The following is a 17,574-nucleotide window of genomic DNA, read 5'->3' on the forward strand; positions in this document are numbered from 1 at the left end:
GAGTGAGAGATAGTTCCAGGCTACCTCTCACTCTTTTTATTTTGTAATGAGGGAATCATTTTTAAATGATTAAACGCTTATTTGCCGTACGCTAAAAAGTTTCCTGTGGTAAACTCTTGTTATTATTATATTCTGCGATTTGAAAATTATCAATAATTATAGAGGGAAATGTTCTAATTTTATAAATGAAGCAGAGTGAAATACTTACATTTACAGTTGTCTTTTTAACAAAATTAAATTTAATCATTCTAATGTCCGTGTAACAATGAGAGTGAATATTGATAAACATAAATGACTAGCACGCCTAGTGAAATTAATAGCCATACATGCAGATTTCTAAAGTGAGTGATAGTTTTGCCTATGATTTCATGAAAGATAACAAAGGACAATGTACCAATTGCTGCACCAGTCGATAAAGCTTGTAGTTTAAGCGAGGAAGCTTGTACACTATCACCAATTAATAAACTGCCACCTAAGGATAGAGATAGAAGGGCTATAATTAGTAAAAAAAAGAGGTTAGGTACTTTTGCTATAGAGAGGACTGTCATAATTGCCATCCCCTCTGGGACCTGATGTAAAAGTGTAGCTGTGAATACAGAAGCTGATTGGTGCATATCTGTTATTCCAAAGGTAATACCCGTGATGACATTATGAAAAAAGATAGCAACTGTTAATAAGATAAGTGCCTGTAAAGGTGGAATTTCTTTGTTTTGTTTATGCAAAAAGAGGTCAATACATAGCATGATGATATATCCGGCTACAATTCCTAATAAAACTCCTCTTAAATCATATAGATGCCAAGTGGACGGAAGGATATCAAAGAGCAATAAGCCTAGTAAGATTCCTCCGCATATAGCGTACATAAATTGAATTCTTCCCCTAGCCAGATGACTTACTAATTTAAGAAGTCCTCCTCCTACTAATAAACCCAGTAAAGAACCTAAAGTAAATAAAAGATTCATTTCTATATGCATAATTGCTACTTCCTTTCGGCTATATTGTTTTTTACAATTAGCCTATTCAAAGGAAGAATAATCATACCTATGTTTTATAAATGGTTAAAAAAATAAAAGTCTATGATATTAACTGGGTAGTGGTTTTTGGGAAAATTAATAATAGCAAGAATACAAGGACTTCTCAATTACTGAAATTTGTTTCGAATGATTTGTTTTATATGTAAAACTAGAGTTAATTTCCTCAGAGATTTAGATGCCAAGTCGAAATTATTTTTAACGTTTATATATGCTTTCTTAGGTATTATGGCTCTTATTATATAAACTAAATTCCTTTCAAGTCTTAAATAATATTTAACCTATTTTAGTTACAATTATAATATTTTAATCTATTACACATCGTGTAGAAAAACGTTGTATTTGTCGTCAGTTAGAGTAAATAGTGAAACTTTAATTTTTATAAGTAAGTTTATTTACTTCTTTATATAAGAGAAATTAGCTTCATGTTTTAGTATTAATGTATCTTGTTAAATATACATTAATACTAAATACTTATAAAATTTAGGTTTAGATAAAATAAATAAAACAATTTTTTAAAAGGTAAACAGAAGAGAGCGTGGTATATGATAAGAGATTAAAACCTCTATTTTTCGCCGATTGATTTAAATAATAAACCTAATCAATTTAACGAGATACTTTGTTTATACTGAAATTATTATGATTGGTAATAAAAACCCAGTTAATATTGTTATCATATTAGCTGGGTTTTTATAGATTTTCTTACTATATCTTATTCTCGTAACCATCTAAAATATTGTCCAATCTCTCAGCGAAATCTTCACGATGGGTTATGTTAAACTCTACATGGTGTGCGGGTAAATCCACAATTTCTGTTCTTAGTTTTCTTACTAATGTAGCTGAACAGCTGTAAGGGAGAAAATCTTATGGTGCACTTCCTTTGGCTGGACTTACAGTTGATTCGCTTCTGCATGAGAAATATTATAAGGGTCAATAAATATCATTCTCTCTTCTTTAATTGAATCTCTCTTACCTTTTGAAGAAGATGATCTGGCCACCATGCTCCACAATCATCCGACACAATGCAAGCAGCGCATGTTTTTAAATCATAAACCATCATCTCTTTAATCGGTGGAGAGTAGAGGTGAAGAGTAACGAGACTCGTATCTTCTGCACTATTCATCTTATGCACTCCTTTCTTAGGAGCAAAAAAAATTCTTCCTTCGCCCTGATACTGGGAAAACAGCTCTTCCGGCATTTGGTTTTCTTTCACTTCGTAAACGGTATTTATAGCTGTGCCATTCACTACTTGGATCCATCCATATGAATGACCGTGATCGTGAGGAGCACACTCTATTCCCGACCAATTCATAACGAGTAATTCTACTTCATCATTTTGGTAGAGAAGCTTTCTGTAATATGGCTTGTCTTCTGCCGACTTCAATAGTGGCTTTAACTCATTAAAATTTAGATCTAAAGCCAAAAGAGCTTCTCTCAATTCCAAGTTGGTAGGGGAATTCAAGTTATCTAAAATGTTCTTTACCTGTTTAATTAAGCTCATACAAAGATTACCTCCTTATGAGTAGAGCAAATTTGGTAGTTTCAATATAGTTACAAACTCTTGTTTCTCCATGGCAAGTAGCTTAGAAAAGTTAGTAATCTTCCATTAACTAAAATGACTCCTATTATAATTATGATGCCTCCTAATATGCTTAGGGGAATAATCTTTTCCTGTAATAGTAGAATGGCTGTTATCAATGTCGCTACTGGTTCTAAATAAAGGAACACAGATACCTGGGACGCCTCTAAAACCTCTAATGCCTTTGCCCAGTACCAATAGGCAACACCTGAAACGAATACACCGAGAAATAATAAATGAGCCCACTCAACGCTTGTTAAAAAAGGAATCATCTCCCATCCTTTATTCCTTACGAGAAAGGGAGTCGTTAGAGTAAATCCTATTAAACACATATAAAACGTAACAACAAGAAAGGGAAGCTGGATATGTAACCTTTTTAATAGGACAGAATAGATTGCCCAATTTAACGTACTTAAGATCATTAACAAGTAACCAACATTGATTGAGGGCTGAAAGGACTGCTGATTGGTAGCAGTGGTCACCAGTAGAACTCCAATGATGGCTACAATCATCCCAGATGCTTTTAGTACGGTCATCTTTTCATGTAAAAAAAATACTGAGAGAATGACCGTAAATACGGGAGAAAACGAAATGATCCACCCTGCTGCAGAAGCATTTATTGTGAGAAGTGCTGTTGCCTGAATCACTTGGTGAACAAACACCCCAAGGATACCTAACACAATCAGATGAGGAATATACTTAAGTGGAATGTTTAATGAATATCGCTTTAGCACTAATAATACCAATAAAAAAAGTGCCCCAATTCCAAACCGAAGGACAAGGAGTGTATATGGATCAAGCTTATCTAAGACAGCTTTGGTAGAGACAAAGGAGACTCCCCAAAAACTAATAGACATTATTGCATATAACGAGGCAGCAAATTTAACCTTTGACGCAATCATAGGCACAATTTTCCTTTCAAAAATAAAGGTATCTTCTATTAACTAACATATGCCTTTTCTAAAGGAAAATGAAAAAAATCAGGCCATTCTAAAAAAAATGGTAGAAACTTTAGTATTTGTATCGTTATCACTATCTTTTAATCTTCATTAAAGCAATTATAGATATCATTTATAAAAAACTAAATTTTGGAGTTTATAGCCATGTATAGACTAAATTCTAAAGAGTCCGTTACCAAAAATAACAACGCCAACTTTCATAAAGATTTTTCGGAATTTTAAAAGCACAGTATTCTCTATTTATATGTATTAATTGCAAGTCATAAAACTTTTGTACGAGAACAGGTAAGAGTAACCAAAACACAATTGACATCGATCATAAACATCATATAAAATGATAATGATTATCAATATCAATTATAATCGTGTTTGTATTTATAATAAAAAGGAAATTTAACAAAATAGAAGGAAATAGAGGAGAATCAGCTATGGATAAACATTTTGTCATAATGGAACCATTTTGTCATGAAGTAGGATGCTGTTGTCCAGAACAGCAGCATCAACATATGATTAACTTCCGTGAAGGAGATGTTTGGACAATTACAAACAACCGCAAGTACGTCGATTGCTTAGGATGGCATTGTTTAATCGATATTAATAACGAATTTCAGTTCTTTATCTATGTAGACGATATTCACGAATTACATATTAAGGGCAGTATTTGCTCTTTTTCAGATTTGGACCTAAAGATTAATTACTTGAACTTCAAAATAAACGAAGCACTTGATGCACAGAATAAAGAAGCGTTTCTTTCTCTTTCTAATAAATTACAACATGCACAACAGGTAAAAAGTAAAATCTCCAACGCTGGGGGGGAGATTTTTTAAGCAACTTGAACAGAGATCTCTAACGTTTATTTATTATTGTATTTGAAATGGATGCATGAGAAGAGAACGTCTTTTACAAGGCATTATCCACTCTCATGCATCATCATTTTCTTTATTTAGAAGACAGACTGTTTCAGGTTTCCTCTCACTGATATTTACTAGTCCACCACGCATAACTACTGTACTATTAGCAAATTTACGTTCACATATTGGAATCGTGCAACGACCCAATTACTTTTACGAAATATAGAAATTTTTGATTTATATTACATTATGATAACTAAGGCTGTTTGTGATATTTGCCTTTTAAATTTAAATATAAGTTGGTAAATCTTTTATAGTATTTAATTGATATATATTTTCTTACTTAGAGTTAGAACTTATTCCTATCCCAAAACTTTATTATGGTAACTAAAAATATATGCTCATATGAACGATAGATTTGATTTCATGTTAAATATTAAAGGAATAAAGTGAGGGATTCTTCTTAATTATTGAGATTTTTTTAATCCTTCTTCCTGCTTGTTTATATAAGCATTGCCCCATTGTTCTAAAGATTTAAGTATTGGGATAAAACTTTCTCCAAGCTCTGTTAAATAATATAAAACTCTTTTAGGGTTATCATTTGTTTCTTCTCTTTCTATTAATCCGTCTTTTTCCATATCTCTAAGCTGTAGTGTAAGGATGCGCTGAGTAACACCCGGTATTTCACGCCGCATTGCATTATAGTACATAGGTGATTTTGATAATAAAGATAAAATAATGCCTTTCCATTTACCGCCCATAATATGCATCGCTAATTCAATTGGACAGGCTTGCTTTACAGTTAACGTACAAGCACCGTATTGATCACTTTTAAATTCTGACATTTTCTCACCTCAATGGGTAGTAACAAAATTGTACCTTCTTGTTACGCCTGTTTTTTCTTATTAAACTTATGATATCAAATAAATGAGAAGAAGGTGGATGAATTGGAATTCGTTCAAATTTCCCAACATATTTATAAGCTCACTTATGAAACCGTCGTTGGTATTCCAGTTAAGATTAGTACATGGTATGTAGTGAATGGTGAGGATGTTTATATCATCGATACCGGAATGGAAGACTATGCGTATGCACAGTTGAATGCAGCAAAATCTTTAGGCATCCCTAACAGTATCTTACTGACACATGGCCATTTAGATCACATTAATGGTGCCAGGTATTTAAAAGACCATTTAAATATTCCTATTTACGCCCACGAAATTGAAACTCCGTTTATCAATGGTGAAAAGTCTTATCCAAACAAGGTAGAAAAAGAAACAACAGGCGTGGAACATCAAGTTGAAAGTCTAAGTGACAACATCATTAAAACGTTACCTTTAGATGTATATTTAACACCTGGTCATACGCCCGGACATGTAATATACCACCATAAAGATGACAATGTGCTGCTAACTGGAGACTTATTCTTTTCTAATGCTGAATCCTTACATCCGCCGATTCGAAAGTTCACAGTTAATATGAACGAAAACATTAATAGTGGACGAATTATAGACAGAATTAAACCGTCTATTATTTCTTCTTCACATGGTGAAGATGTCAAATACAATAATGATTTATATTCTATTTATAAATTTATATATGAATAAGAGGGGGAAACATGAAAGTACAATTATTTCAAATGGAGATTATAGAAGGAGAAGTTAAGCAAAATGAAAGCCGTATTAACTCCTTATTTGAAGAAAAGCTGGATATAGATACGGAGATTGTTCTGATACCTGAAATGTGGAATACTGGTTATGATTTAAAAAATGTAGCAGAAAAAGCAGACATTGATTTAAAGAGAACTTTTCCTTTTATCCAAAGTTTAGCAACTAAATATCAAGTGAATATCATTGCAGGTTCAGTTTCGAATAAAAGGAATAACAACATTTATAATACAGCCTTTGCGGTATCAAAAACAGGGGAGCTACTTTATCAAAAAGATAAGATACATCTCGTGCCGATGTTAGATGAACATCATTATTTAACAGGTGGAGATGAAGTCCCAAATGTCTTTGAGATTAACGATATTAAAGCTAGTCAAATTATATGTTACGACTTACGCTTTCCAGAAATTACACGCTATCCAGCGTCTCAAGGTGCAAAAGTTATATTCTACGTTGCACAATGGACTACCAAAAATATAGACCATTGGAAAACACTATTGAAGGCAAGAGCTATAGAAAATGGTGTATACGTCATTGCATGTAACAGCGTGGGGAATGTGAATCATGAAAATCATGCCGGCAACACATACGCGGGACATTCAATGGTCATTGATCCAAATGGAAACATTGTAGAAGAGGGGAGAGACCAAGAAGAAATTATAACAGCGGAGATCCATCTACAGAAAGTTATAGAACAACAAAAAAACATCCCAATATTTAAAAACCTGAGACCGGATGTTTATAAGCATGCGGAATAGAGATTTATATGTTATTTATAGCGTAAAGACAAAAAAGCCACTGTGTCTGATGAACTGAACTCCAAAAACAGGTTCTTGATTAAAAATATTGGAAGTTAATCTGTTAAGGGATTAGGAGCTAAACCAATAAAAGAGATTTTGCTTTTCCATACTGAGAGCATGCTTTTTTAGAGCATAGCATCAGTATGGAAAAGTTATATATATTTCTTACGTCAGGACTGAAAATTCTACAACTTTTCTTGATAATATTTCCGATAGACGTTAGGAGTTATATTTTCATATTTTTTAAATGTCTTGATGTAATACCCAGGATCGTTAAAACCCAATTCATCGCTAATCTGAGCAATAGATAAATCCGTTTTTTCCAATAATTGTTTGGACCATTCTATTTTTTTGAGTGAAATAAAAACAGAAAAATTCATACCCGTTTCTTTGACAAATATACGGCTGAAATAACCTGTACTAATGTGACATAAATCAGCCATCTTTTGTTGAGATATTTTTTCTCTTTTATTTTTATAAATGTAGTCAAAGGCAGGCTGTAATACTTTGTTTTTACAAACTAATTGATCGTTAATAGACGTTTTTACATAAGCATTAGTAACTGTATTGGCTAATTCCTTTTTTATATTTTGAATATTATCTAGAGAATAACCGTAAGAAATATCTTCAGTAGAAAGTTCCTCTTTTACTGGAGCCATCTTTTCATATACTTCTAAAATTAAGTTTTTATTCATAGCTTCCTCTACAATGTAGTTACACAGCCTATATAACATTTGAGCAGCGTCGTTAATTTCTGTATAGGATAGAGTAGGGATAGAATCATATAGACGCTGTATTTCCTCATCATTTAAATTCTGTTCAAATCCCTTCGATGGAACAGTAAGCATTTGTTCCAAGGGAGGATGTTTGTCACCATCCTTAATTTTCACTTCTCCCGCCATGATGGCACCTACATATTTATCATCAATTATAATGGGAATGGCAATATCGATAATATTCCAGTGGCATAAATAGACATAAGGAGCATTGGTTCTGACTGCCTCTAATCCTCCCCTCGCATCGCACTTTTCACAAAGTTTTGCTGTATTAGGATTTTTACGCATAGCCTCACAAAACGGACGTACACCACTGTGTTGAGAAATTGGCACTCCTTTATAGTTAACCGTGACAATCGCTAATTTTGTAACAAGCGCAAGCGAATCTTGAAGATTTCTCCATTTTTTTAAATCTAGTATTTTATCTAAATTCATGTAAGTAGTTTTCAATGATGTTTTTATCTCCCTTATTTCCCTTGTGGTAGTTTAAATCAAATATTTGAGAATACTTTTTCTTTATTCCTTAGTTCATAAAATAAAAGAGTGTTCAGCGATAAAGGTAACCTCCCTTCAACGTGAACTTAGTAGTATTTTTACCTAAAATAATGTCATAATAATACCATATTAAATGAAGAGAGCAAAAAAATACGATAAAAGGTTGTAAAAACTCGTCATTTAAGACTAATGTAATCTTGAAAAAAAGATAGTAAAATTCCAATTGTAAGGGATTACAAAGTTAATTAGGAGGTTTTACTTATGAGGAAAGCATTTATTAGTCCTTCAAAATACATTCAAGGTGAAAATGAGATTTTAAACCTAGGTTATTTCGTAAAAACATTTGGTACCTCTGCACTTTTAATAGCACATCCTGAAGATATTAAACGTGTACAAGACAAATTAGATGCAACAGCAGAAAAATATGGTATTACATTTTTTGAAGGCGGATTCAATGGCGAATGTTCAAGATCAGAAATTTCTAGATTGCAGGAAATAGCAAAAGAAAACAACTGTGATTGTACAATTGGTTTAGGTGGAGGCAAGGCAATTGATACAGCAAAATGTGTGGCAGAGGGAGAGGGATTAATTATCGTCCCAACGATCGCCGCTACAGATGCACCTACAAGTCATTCCGCAGTTATATATACACCAGATGGTGCTTTTGATGATTACGCATACTTTAAGCAAAGCCCAAGTGTTGTATTAATTGATACAACAGTAATTGCTAATGCACCTACTACATTCTTAGTATCTGGTATGGGGGATGCGTTATCCACTTATTTCGAAGCAAGAGCAACAGCACGTTCTTTCTCTAATGTAAATGCTGGATTACCTTGTGGAGTACGTGAGGACTTATGTTCACCAGCGAAAGGTACAAATGCAGCATTAGTTTTAGCAAAACATTGTTACAACACTCTATTAGAGGATGGAGTTAAAGCAAAAGCTGCAAGCGATCATAATGTTGTTACTCCATCCTTAGAAAACATTATTGAAGCCAATATCTTGTTATCAGGATTAGGATTTGAAAGTGGTGGATTAGCTGGAGCACATGCGATTCATGATGGACTTACTCTTTTAGAAAGTGCACACCACTACTTCCATGGTGAAAAAGTAGCTTTTGGTACATTAGCACAATTGGTATTGGAAAATGCGCCAACTGAGGAAATAGAAGAAGTGTTAGATTTCTGTGTAGCAGTAGGACTCCCAGTTTGTCTTGCTGATATTGGAGTGGAACAAATTACACAAGAAGAGTTAATGGAAGTAGCCAATAAAGCTTGTATTCCAGAGGAATCTATCTATTCTATGCCATTCCCTGTTACTCCAGAGTCAGTAGCTGCAGCTATCCTTGCAGCAGATCAAATTGGAAATGATTATAAGAAGAGGTTAATATAAGATGAAAAAAATTATTAATAAACCAGAAGATGTCGTACTTGAGATGTGTAAGGGAATGATTCTAGCACATCCTGAATTGAATTTAATTGGAAAATATAAAGTCATTAAAAAAGAACAAATTAATAAAAATAAAGTAAGTATAATTAGTGGGGGCGGCAGTGGACATGAACCTGCTCACGCTGGATATGTTGGAAAGGGTATGTTAGATGCAGCAGTTTGTGGTGATGTATTTGCCTCACCTTCTCAAATACAGGTTTATCAAGCCATTAAAGAAACAGCTAGCGATAAGGGAACTTTACTAGTGATTAAGAACTACAGTGGTGACATGATGAATTTCAAGAATGCTGCTTATCTAGCAGAAGAAGATGGAATTCAAGTAGATTATGTAAAAGTAGATGATGATATTGCTGTACAGGACAGTTTATATACAGTTGGAAGACGTGGAGTCGCTGGTACTGTTCTTGTCCATAAAATAGCAGGTGCTGCAGCAGAACGCGGATACGATTTACCAAAAGTGAAAGAGGCAGCAGAAAACGCTATTGCGAATGTTAAAAGCATCGGCTTCGGACTAACTTCCTGTACAGTTCCTGCTAAAGGAACTCCTACTTTTGAGATTGCAGAAGATGAGATGGAATTTGGCGTTGGCATTCATGGAGAACCTGGTATTCGTCGTGAAAAAATTATTTCAGCAGATGAACTTGCAGAGCGCATGGTAACGGCATTATTAAAAGAAGTAGGGATAGAAGATGGAAAAGGAGAAGTGGCTGTCCTAATTAATGGATTTGGAAGCACACCTCTTCAAGAACTATATTTATTAAATCATTCTGTCATTCGTGAATTGTCACGTAGAAACGTAACGATTGCAAGAACGTTTGTCGGAAACTATATGACAGCCATTGATATGGCTGGTGCTTCTATTTCAATTATGAAATTAGATGAAAACTTAAAGAGTCTCTTATCTGAAGAGTGCGATACTCCTGCGCTAAAAATCAAAGGTGAAGTACCAGCCGTCACTTATGATGAAATCACGGGTACCGCAGAGGCCCCGAAAGTGTCTTATGAGGTGCAAACCAACAAAGAATATTCCGTAATAACGGAAAATCGATTGACGTTGAATAATATTATTTTTATGGTTGACCAAATGAGTGAATGTATTATTAGAAATGAAATACCATTTTGTGAATTAGATTCCCATGCTGGTGACGGAGACTTTGGTATGAGTGTTGCTAAAGGGTTCAAGCAGTTGAAAGCTGAATGGCACGAAATTCTAGAAAATAAATCAAATGATATTGGCAACTTCTTAGAGGCTTGTTCCATCGTTATCATGGAGCATTGTGGTGGAGCATCAGGGCCTATTTGGGGATCAGCATTTCGTGCGGCTGGAAAGAACACCGAATCTAAAACCGAACTGACTTTAACAGAATTTGCTGAAATGGTCCAAGCGTCTGTAAAAGGAATTCAAGCAACAGGAGAGCGTTCTTTTGGACGTGGAGCTGTTGTGGGAGATAAGACTTTAATTGATGCCTTTGTACCTTATGCAGATGCGTTAACATCAAGTGCTGTTGAAGGTGAAAGTTTGAAATATGCTCTTGTCAAAGCAGCAGAAGCTGCTGTTGAAGGAGCAAAATCAACCGAACAGATTGTTGCACGTATGGGGCGCGCCGGTACGGTTGGAGAAAGAAGTCTTGGTTATCCAGACGCGGGTGCACATGGTTTAGGCGTAATCTTTACTGAATTAGCTCAAGTAATGCAAGAAAATAAATAAACTTTAGTATGATCCTCTCCAAATATAGTGTAAGAAACCACTCTTTGAAAGTGGGTGTTGCATTATATTTGGAGGAGGATTTTTTATGGTTTAAAAAGGACAAGCTGTAACTGGCTTAATATGAGATCAGTGGAAATATATCAATAAAGAAGTCAGAGCATAGGTATCTAGCTCTAGTCTGTTGAAAGCATAGGTAAGAATGAAAAAGAGCTCTCTACAGAACGCTTTTTCATCATAAACTAGATTTATTAATCATTAAGGGTTATTTCAATCCTTTTTATTTGTTTCCCTTTATTCTTAATTTTAGTGAAAGAAAAAGCGCCAATTTCATTTGTTGATTTCACATGCGTGCCTCCACATGCTTGCTCGTCTAACTCACTAATAGCTACTAAACGAATCGTCTGAATAGATTTTGGTAATAGATTAATAACAGTCTTAATAGATCCTGGAATTTTTTCAACTTCTTCGCGTGGAAGACTACGTGTAGAGATTGTATGATTGTCTTCTACAATTTTATAAATTTCCTGTTCCATAGAAGAAAAATAATCTTCTGGTATCCCTTCTTCAAACTGAATGTCGATGCGAGCACGATCATTTTCATATATTTCACTGCTTGTAGCTAAAGCTCCGAACTTATTGTAAAGATGGCCAGCTATTACATGTAGAAGAGTGTGATATCTCATAAATCTATAACGTCGGTTCCAGTTGATTTGTGCGGTTACTTCTCCCATCACTAGATTTTTAGCATCCTCTAAATAATGAACAATTTTACCTTGCTCTCTTTTTACCTTTATCACTTTAAATTCATTATTTCCTTGTTTTAAAACCCCTGTGTCAAAAGGTTGTCCTCCACCACTTGGATAAAAAACAGTTTCATGTAAAATTACTTTATTTTTATTTATTTCTTCAATAAAAGTCTCACAACTTGTCTGATAACTATTCGTTAAAAATAACTCTTTTTCCAATTTTAATTCCTCCTTATGAATGGATCGTTGAATAAGCAATAAAGACAGCAAAATAAATTAAAATAGCACCTAAACATCGATCAAACCAAGGGCTATAACGTTCGTAGTAGTTTCTAAATTTTTGATAAGAAATTACTGTCGAAATAAAGATAAACCACAAACCCACTGCGATAACAATCTCCGTTCCATAAGCCCAACGTACCCAGCTAGCCGTATCAGAAGTAACAATCTATAAATGGATAAAGGCATTTACACCTATCAGCTCAGAGGAAGGCTCTCTAACACCCAAAGAATTAGCTGAAATTCAGAAGGAAAACCTTCGGTTAAAACAAGAACTAGATATTCTAAAAAAGGCTATGGCCATATTTGCGAAAAAGTGACAGAAGCAGAGCTCAACCATTTTATCGAGACATATAAAGGGCAATACAGCGTTCAGAAAATGTGTGAAGTGTTAACGATTCCAAGAAGTAGCTACTACCAATCGTTCAAGAAGACGGTATCAAACCGCGAACAGGAAAATCAGAAGCTGACGAAAGAAATCCAACGAATTCATGTGAAAAGTAAAGCACGTTATGGTGCTCCCAAAATTCATCAGGCCTTAGTAAATAACGGGTGTTACCTAAGCCTAAAGCGTGTTCAACGCTTAATGAAAAAGGCAGGAATTCGTTCGATCACAAAGAAAAAATACCGTCCTTATCCGTCAAAAGAAAAGGTTATGCAGCTAGATAATCTGTTAAAACGAGATTTCTCTACACAGACCATTATTGAGAAATGGGTGGCAGATATTACGTATATCCCTACGGTAAGAGATGGTTGGTGCTATTTGGCATCTGTATTAGATTTGCATTCTAAAAAAATCGTTGGCTATTCTTTTTCCCGTTCCATGACATCCGAACTGGTTATAGAAGCATTTGGGAACGCTTACACTGTTCAAAAGCCCGGAAAGGGCTTACTTCTTCATACGGATCTTGGCTCACAATACACGAGTAGTGAGTTTACTCAGCATGTCCACGAATACGAGATGAAGCAGTCTTTCAGCCAGAAAGGCTGCCCTTATGATAATGCCTGCATAGAGTCATTTCATGCCATATTAAAGAAAGAAGAAGTGTATCATACGCAATACACAGACTATTCAGCTGCAAAATTAGCCATATTTCAGTTTATAGAAGGATGGTATAACCGAAACAGAATCCATAGTAGCCTCGGCTATCAAACCCCTCAAGCAATTGAGGATCAAATGAGAAAATCAACTTAAGACTTAACTTTTTTTGTGTCCAAATTATTGACTCAAATCCAACAATTACTCCTGTCTTTATTAATCTAATATAGCTAATTTATAATAAAGTTTCTTTCTTAGAGAGCTTATGTAGCTGTTACTATACCACTAAATTTATAAATTTCTACTATTTTCATCTATTTTTAATGTGACTTTAAGATGAATTTTAGAGTGACTATCATGATTAGAAAAAATATAAGGGGTTTCAATATCTAATTGATATGTGAAATTAACATAAAAAACGGTGATATAATTTATAAGAATTAGAAAAGAAAGAAAAAGACGAAAAATAAATGTAGAGTATATTCGATTACCCAACGGTTCACAAATGGGTAGTATGGAGGGAGAAAAGTGAAAATAGTAGAACTACCAATTGAATTTGAATTTAATGGACAAAAAAATCTCATTTATCCTAGCCTAATTATATTGAATAATGAACTAACCTTAGTCGATACAGGGTATACAGGTTTTTTAACTTTAATTAGTAAAGAAATCTCAAAAAAAGGATATGAAATAAAGGAGTTAAAGAATATAATTATTACTCATTATGATGATGACCATATAGGTTCCTTATATGACTTCAAAGAAAAGTATCCTTGGGTCAATATTATTGCTAGTGAAACCGAATCAAAATACATAAGTGGTGAAATGAAGTCAGAAAGGTTGATTCAAGCCGAGGAAATGCTCAAAACTATGTCAAATGAAAAAATTGAATTTGGTAAATGGTTTATACAGCAATTAAAGACTTTAAATCATGTTTCTATTGATGAAAAGGTACTTGATGGCGATATGATTTTAGATAACAATTGTAGAGTAGTAGCAACACCAGGGCATACTTCCGGACATATTTCATTATATTTTCCAAGTTTAAAGAGTGTAATTACGGGTGATGCAGCTGTTAATGAGAATCATGAATTGGCTATCGCTAATCCATACTTTTGTTTAAATATTAAGGAAGCAGAACAGTCTTTAAGAAAGATTAAAAATCTTAAAGCAGAAACTTATTATTGTTATCACGGTGGAAAATTAACTTTATAGTTGGAGACTAAAAGAAAATAGGCCTAATTATCAGGATCTATTCTATCCTTTTGATTTGTATTAAATTATTAACGATGTTTTTATAAGTCTTAATCGGTACCCATAATCACTCTTTCCGGTACACATCAAAAAAAAACCTTCTGGGAGTAAGGGTTCTTAAGCAGAAAAATATATGTGGTATGCAGCTTTTTATACATTGTTGATCTCACAAGGTTTCTCTATTAGACGGAGGTAAGAGAAATGTATAAAAAGCGCACGTTTTATACATATGACAGTTTCTATAAAAATAGTCTTTTTGGAAAAAGTCCGTTTTAAGTTTCCCATATGGACTGCCTCTTTCTAATACCCGAGGTAGCTCTTTCTATAAGATCATAGTAGAGAATCCCAAATTATCGGCCCTTGTATTTATATATTCATAAATAGTATTAATTGTCTCATATGCTTATATAAAATCCTAGCTGAAAAAGAGGTGAAAAATGTGAAGCATATGCTGATGGTATGTAATCAACATGTGAAGGAGGGACTCATACGCCTTGAAATTCCCCATGTAAAGAAGATTTACTACTCTAAAACTCACCTGTTCTTTTTGTAATAAAAAGGCTGAAATAAAAATCTTTTATTCCATCCCTCAAAAATATAGAAAAACCAATTTTATAGTTTGAAGAACCTCAAACTCGGTCTGCTTTTAGCAAAAATAGCGCTGCAATACTTGATTTACATTTGTTGCTGTATTCCTAATATGTAGTGTTAAAAATCAAGGAGGGCTAATTAATATATCTTCTTTTTATACAGCAGTTCCATTCATCTAAATAATCTATTGAATATAAGAATATATTGAAGAAGCTCAAGTCTGTAAAGATTTGAGCTTTTTTATGTGAGCCTAAGCATGTCCAGACATAAAGCAGAATAACTTAGAATGAAACTATTTTACAATTGTAGGAGGGGTAATAATGACTAACGCATTTGTTGCACGGTCCTTAGATGAAATTCGTTTTTGGTCAAGAATCATGAAGGAACATTCTTTGTTTCTTCGATTAGGTTTCAGATGTGAGGATACACAATTAATTGACGAGGCCAATCAATTTTATCATTTGTTTGAGGAAATTGAACAACGATCTCATTCATTTACGAATCAAACAGATCCGCAGCAAATGAAAAGATTTAATTCAGAAGTCCAACAAGCAGCCACAGGTATATTTGCTTTTAAGAGAAAAGTTTTAGGCCTAATCCTGACCTGTAAACTACCGGGTTCAAATAACTTTCCTCTTTTGGTTGATCATATTAGTAGAGAAGCCAACTATTTTAGAAAACGATTAATTGAATTAAACGAAGGGAAATTGAAGCCACTCGCTGATGCCATTATAAAGGAAAATGTCTTCTTTTTAAGGATTATGGCTGATCATGCCCAGTTTATAGGTCATCTTCTTGATCCATCCGAAAGAAAACTTGTCGATATGGCCAGAAACTTTAGTCATGATTTTGATCAATTGGTTTTTCAAGCAAGAGATTTAGAGTCTATGAAACCACAATCTCAAACGGTTCCTCTTTTAAATCAATTTCTTGATCAGAATCGTGTTTCTGTAGCTTCCCTTCGAGACTTTAAAAAAACAGCCAGAGATTTAATTGAGGAATGTAGAATTAAAAGCATTATCCATCCTCTTCTGGCCGATCATGTTTTTCGAGAGGCTGAAAGGTTCCTTCATATTATCGATATGTTTGAAAAAAGTCTTCAAGCACATAAATAATACATTGATGTTAAATATGAACTTTCTTCTTTACGAATCTTAATGACTTACATTCAAAGGCTTCGGATTTTAATGAAGCCTTTTGTTATTACCTTTGGGGGTATGTAATTTGAGGGAAACCTATCTTCTTAACCTTTATAAGACTATCTTTTTTATGACTCCGTTGATTTCTTACACCGCCTAGAATTTTATATATGGGTTATTCACATAGACGATGCTTTTTACGATTGCTGCGAGAATTTTTTTTACATACCTTTTACAAAATGATAATGATATTCATTTTCAATTGTGCTATTATATTTTAGTACTTATATTTTGTTTATTGGAGGAAATAAAATGTTTATTGAAGTTTTAAGACAAAACAAGAAGGTCTCTATACTTTTGGCTGCGTTACGTGTATATCTTGGATATACATGGTTAATGGCTGGCTGGGGGAAAATAGCAGGCGGACAGTTTGATGCTTCTGGTTTTTTGAAAGGAGCATTAGCACAAGCAACTGGAGATCACCCGGCAGTTCAGAGATGGTGGGCTGTCTTTCTAGAAAACCTAGCCATTCCTCATGTAGAACTATTTAATACATTAGTACCTTGGGGAGAATTACTAGTCGGAATAGGTTTATTGATTGGTTGCTTTACTAAAACAGCCGTATTCTTTGGTCTTGTTATGAATTTTTCTTATTTGTTTAGTGGTTCAACGAGTACCAATGTACAACTTGTTTTATTGTCGATGTTTATTCTTGTTTCTGCTTTAAATGCAGGTAGATATGGAGTAGATGGTGTGTTGCGATCACGACTTAAAGATAAATTATTTGCTAATAAAACCACTGAGGTTAAAAATGTGGCTTAGTTTTTCTAGATAAGTTCAAAAGATCGCCATATTGGCGGTCTTTTTTATTACTGATCTTAGGTTTATAGCGGTAGGAAAACTTGATAAACGGCGAGTATCAACTACCTCCAATTTGTTAATCATAACAAAAGAGGAGGTGTGATAATATGGAGCAAAACATTCTTTGTGAAGTAAACAACTGTAAGTATTGGCATTCCGGCAACAAATGTACTGCGGATGAGATATATGTTGTCAGCCATAAAGGCAAACAGGCATCCAATAGTGAGGATACAGATTGTAAAACATTTATACCAGAAGCCTAATAAATAAGGGTAGCCATAAGGAAGATGGTTACCCTTATTTATTAATAGTATTGATATTGATAATCATTTTCATTCATATTTGTT

Annotated in this window: 16 protein-coding genes and 1 pseudogene; 10 read left to right on the plus strand and 7 right to left on the minus strand. The window is 33.9% G+C overall.

Annotated features, from left to right (window positions below):
* Positions 1 to 248: 248 nt before the first annotated feature.
* From ACN6NE_RS20055 to ACN6NE_RS20065, 3 genes are all read right to left on the minus strand, one after another.
* A complete protein-coding gene (locus ACN6NE_RS20055) occupies positions 249 to 974 on the minus strand; it encodes a ZIP family metal transporter (protein WP_129707667.1) in 726 nt (241 codons plus the stop codon).
* A 997-nt stretch (positions 975 to 1,971) separates the two neighbouring features.
* Complete coding sequence (locus ACN6NE_RS20060) at positions 1,972 to 2,532, minus strand: cysteine dioxygenase (RefSeq protein WP_474326838.1); 561 nt, start codon at positions 2,530 to 2,532, stop codon at positions 1,972 to 1,974.
* Between the two features lie 50 nt (positions 2,533 to 2,582).
* A complete protein-coding gene (locus ACN6NE_RS20065; protein ID WP_474326840.1) occupies positions 2,583 to 3,512 on the minus strand; it encodes a DMT family transporter in 930 nt (309 codons plus the stop codon).
* 485 nt (positions 3,513 to 3,997) lie between these two features.
* Between ACN6NE_RS20065 and ACN6NE_RS20070 the strand changes: the two genes are divergently transcribed.
* Positions 3,998 to 4,396, plus strand: a complete 399-nt coding sequence (locus ACN6NE_RS20070) for an IDEAL domain-containing protein (RefSeq protein WP_474326842.1) — start codon at positions 3,998 to 4,000, stop codon at positions 4,394 to 4,396.
* Positions 4,397 to 4,887: 491 nt separating this feature from the next.
* Here ACN6NE_RS20070 and ACN6NE_RS20075 read toward each other — a convergent pair whose 3' ends face one another.
* Positions 4,888 to 5,265 (minus strand): winged helix-turn-helix transcriptional regulator, encoded by a 378-nt coding sequence (locus ACN6NE_RS20075; RefSeq protein WP_129707675.1) that lies wholly within the window; start codon positions 5,263 to 5,265, stop codon positions 4,888 to 4,890.
* 102 nt (positions 5,266 to 5,367) lie between these two features.
* Here ACN6NE_RS20075 and ACN6NE_RS20080 point away from each other — a divergent pair, with 102 nt between their 5' ends.
* A complete protein-coding gene (locus tag ACN6NE_RS20080) occupies positions 5,368 to 6,027 on the plus strand; it encodes an MBL fold metallo-hydrolase (RefSeq protein ID WP_474326844.1) in 660 nt (219 codons plus the stop codon).
* An 11-nt stretch (positions 6,028 to 6,038) separates the two neighbouring features.
* Positions 6,039 to 6,845, plus strand: coding sequence for a carbon-nitrogen family hydrolase (locus ACN6NE_RS20085; protein ID WP_474326846.1), 807 nt, complete (start codon positions 6,039 to 6,041; stop codon positions 6,843 to 6,845).
* Between the two features lie 227 nt (positions 6,846 to 7,072).
* Here ACN6NE_RS20085 and ACN6NE_RS20090 read toward each other — a convergent pair whose 3' ends face one another.
* On the minus strand, positions 7,073 to 8,113 hold the full coding sequence (locus tag ACN6NE_RS20090; RefSeq protein ID WP_129707681.1) for a PocR ligand-binding domain-containing protein: 1,041 nt from the start codon (positions 8,111 to 8,113) through the stop codon (positions 7,073 to 7,075).
* 306 nt (positions 8,114 to 8,419) lie between these two features.
* On the opposite strand from ACN6NE_RS20090, the gene ACN6NE_RS20095 reads away from it, so the two are divergent.
* Both ACN6NE_RS20095 and dhaK read left to right on the plus strand, forming a co-directional pair.
* Positions 8,420 to 9,553, plus strand: coding sequence for a glycerol dehydrogenase (locus ACN6NE_RS20095; protein ID WP_474326848.1), 1,134 nt, complete (start codon positions 8,420 to 8,422; stop codon positions 9,551 to 9,553).
* A 1-nt stretch (position 9,554) separates the two neighbouring features.
* On the plus strand, positions 9,555 to 11,318 hold the full coding sequence (gene dhaK / locus ACN6NE_RS20100; RefSeq protein WP_474326850.1) for a dihydroxyacetone kinase subunit DhaK: 1,764 nt from the start codon (positions 9,555 to 9,557) through the stop codon (positions 11,316 to 11,318).
* Between the two features lie 248 nt (positions 11,319 to 11,566).
* On the opposite strand, the gene ACN6NE_RS20105 is transcribed toward dhaK, so the two are convergent.
* Positions 11,567 to 12,283 carry an alanyl-tRNA editing protein gene (locus tag ACN6NE_RS20105; RefSeq protein WP_474326852.1) on the minus strand — a complete coding sequence of 239 codons (717 nt, stop codon included), beginning with the start codon at positions 12,281 to 12,283 and terminating at the stop codon, positions 11,567 to 11,569.
* A gap of 13 nt (positions 12,284 to 12,296) precedes the next feature.
* Positions 12,297 to 12,449 carry a hypothetical protein gene (locus tag ACN6NE_RS20110; RefSeq protein WP_474326854.1) on the minus strand — a complete coding sequence of 51 codons (153 nt, stop codon included), beginning with the start codon at positions 12,447 to 12,449 and terminating at the stop codon, positions 12,297 to 12,299.
* 34 nt (positions 12,450 to 12,483) lie between these two features.
* On the opposite strand from ACN6NE_RS20110, the pseudogene ACN6NE_RS20115 reads away from it, so the two are divergent.
* The 5 genes and pseudogenes from ACN6NE_RS20115 to ACN6NE_RS20135 form a co-directional block, all read left to right on the plus strand.
* Positions 12,484 to 13,538 (plus strand): annotated as a pseudogene (locus ACN6NE_RS20115) (IS3 family transposase); the annotation flags it as partial.
* 372 nt (positions 13,539 to 13,910) lie between these two features.
* Entirely contained in the window at positions 13,911 to 14,597 is a 687-nt protein-coding gene (locus tag ACN6NE_RS20120) for an MBL fold metallo-hydrolase (RefSeq protein ID WP_474326856.1), read from the plus strand.
* Between the two features lie 950 nt (positions 14,598 to 15,547).
* A complete protein-coding gene (locus ACN6NE_RS20125; protein WP_129707691.1) occupies positions 15,548 to 16,342 on the plus strand; it encodes a DUF2935 domain-containing protein in 795 nt (264 codons plus the stop codon).
* 336 nt (positions 16,343 to 16,678) lie between these two features.
* Positions 16,679 to 17,188 carry a DoxX family protein gene (locus ACN6NE_RS20130; RefSeq protein ID WP_129707692.1) on the plus strand — a complete coding sequence of 170 codons (510 nt, stop codon included), beginning with the start codon at positions 16,679 to 16,681 and terminating at the stop codon, positions 17,186 to 17,188.
* A gap of 146 nt (positions 17,189 to 17,334) precedes the next feature.
* On the plus strand, positions 17,335 to 17,490 hold the full coding sequence (locus tag ACN6NE_RS20135; protein WP_098590622.1) for a DUF1540 domain-containing protein: 156 nt from the start codon (positions 17,335 to 17,337) through the stop codon (positions 17,488 to 17,490).
* Positions 17,491 to 17,574: the final 84 nt, after the last annotated feature.

The organism is Priestia sp. 53B2 (assembly GCF_056099005.1).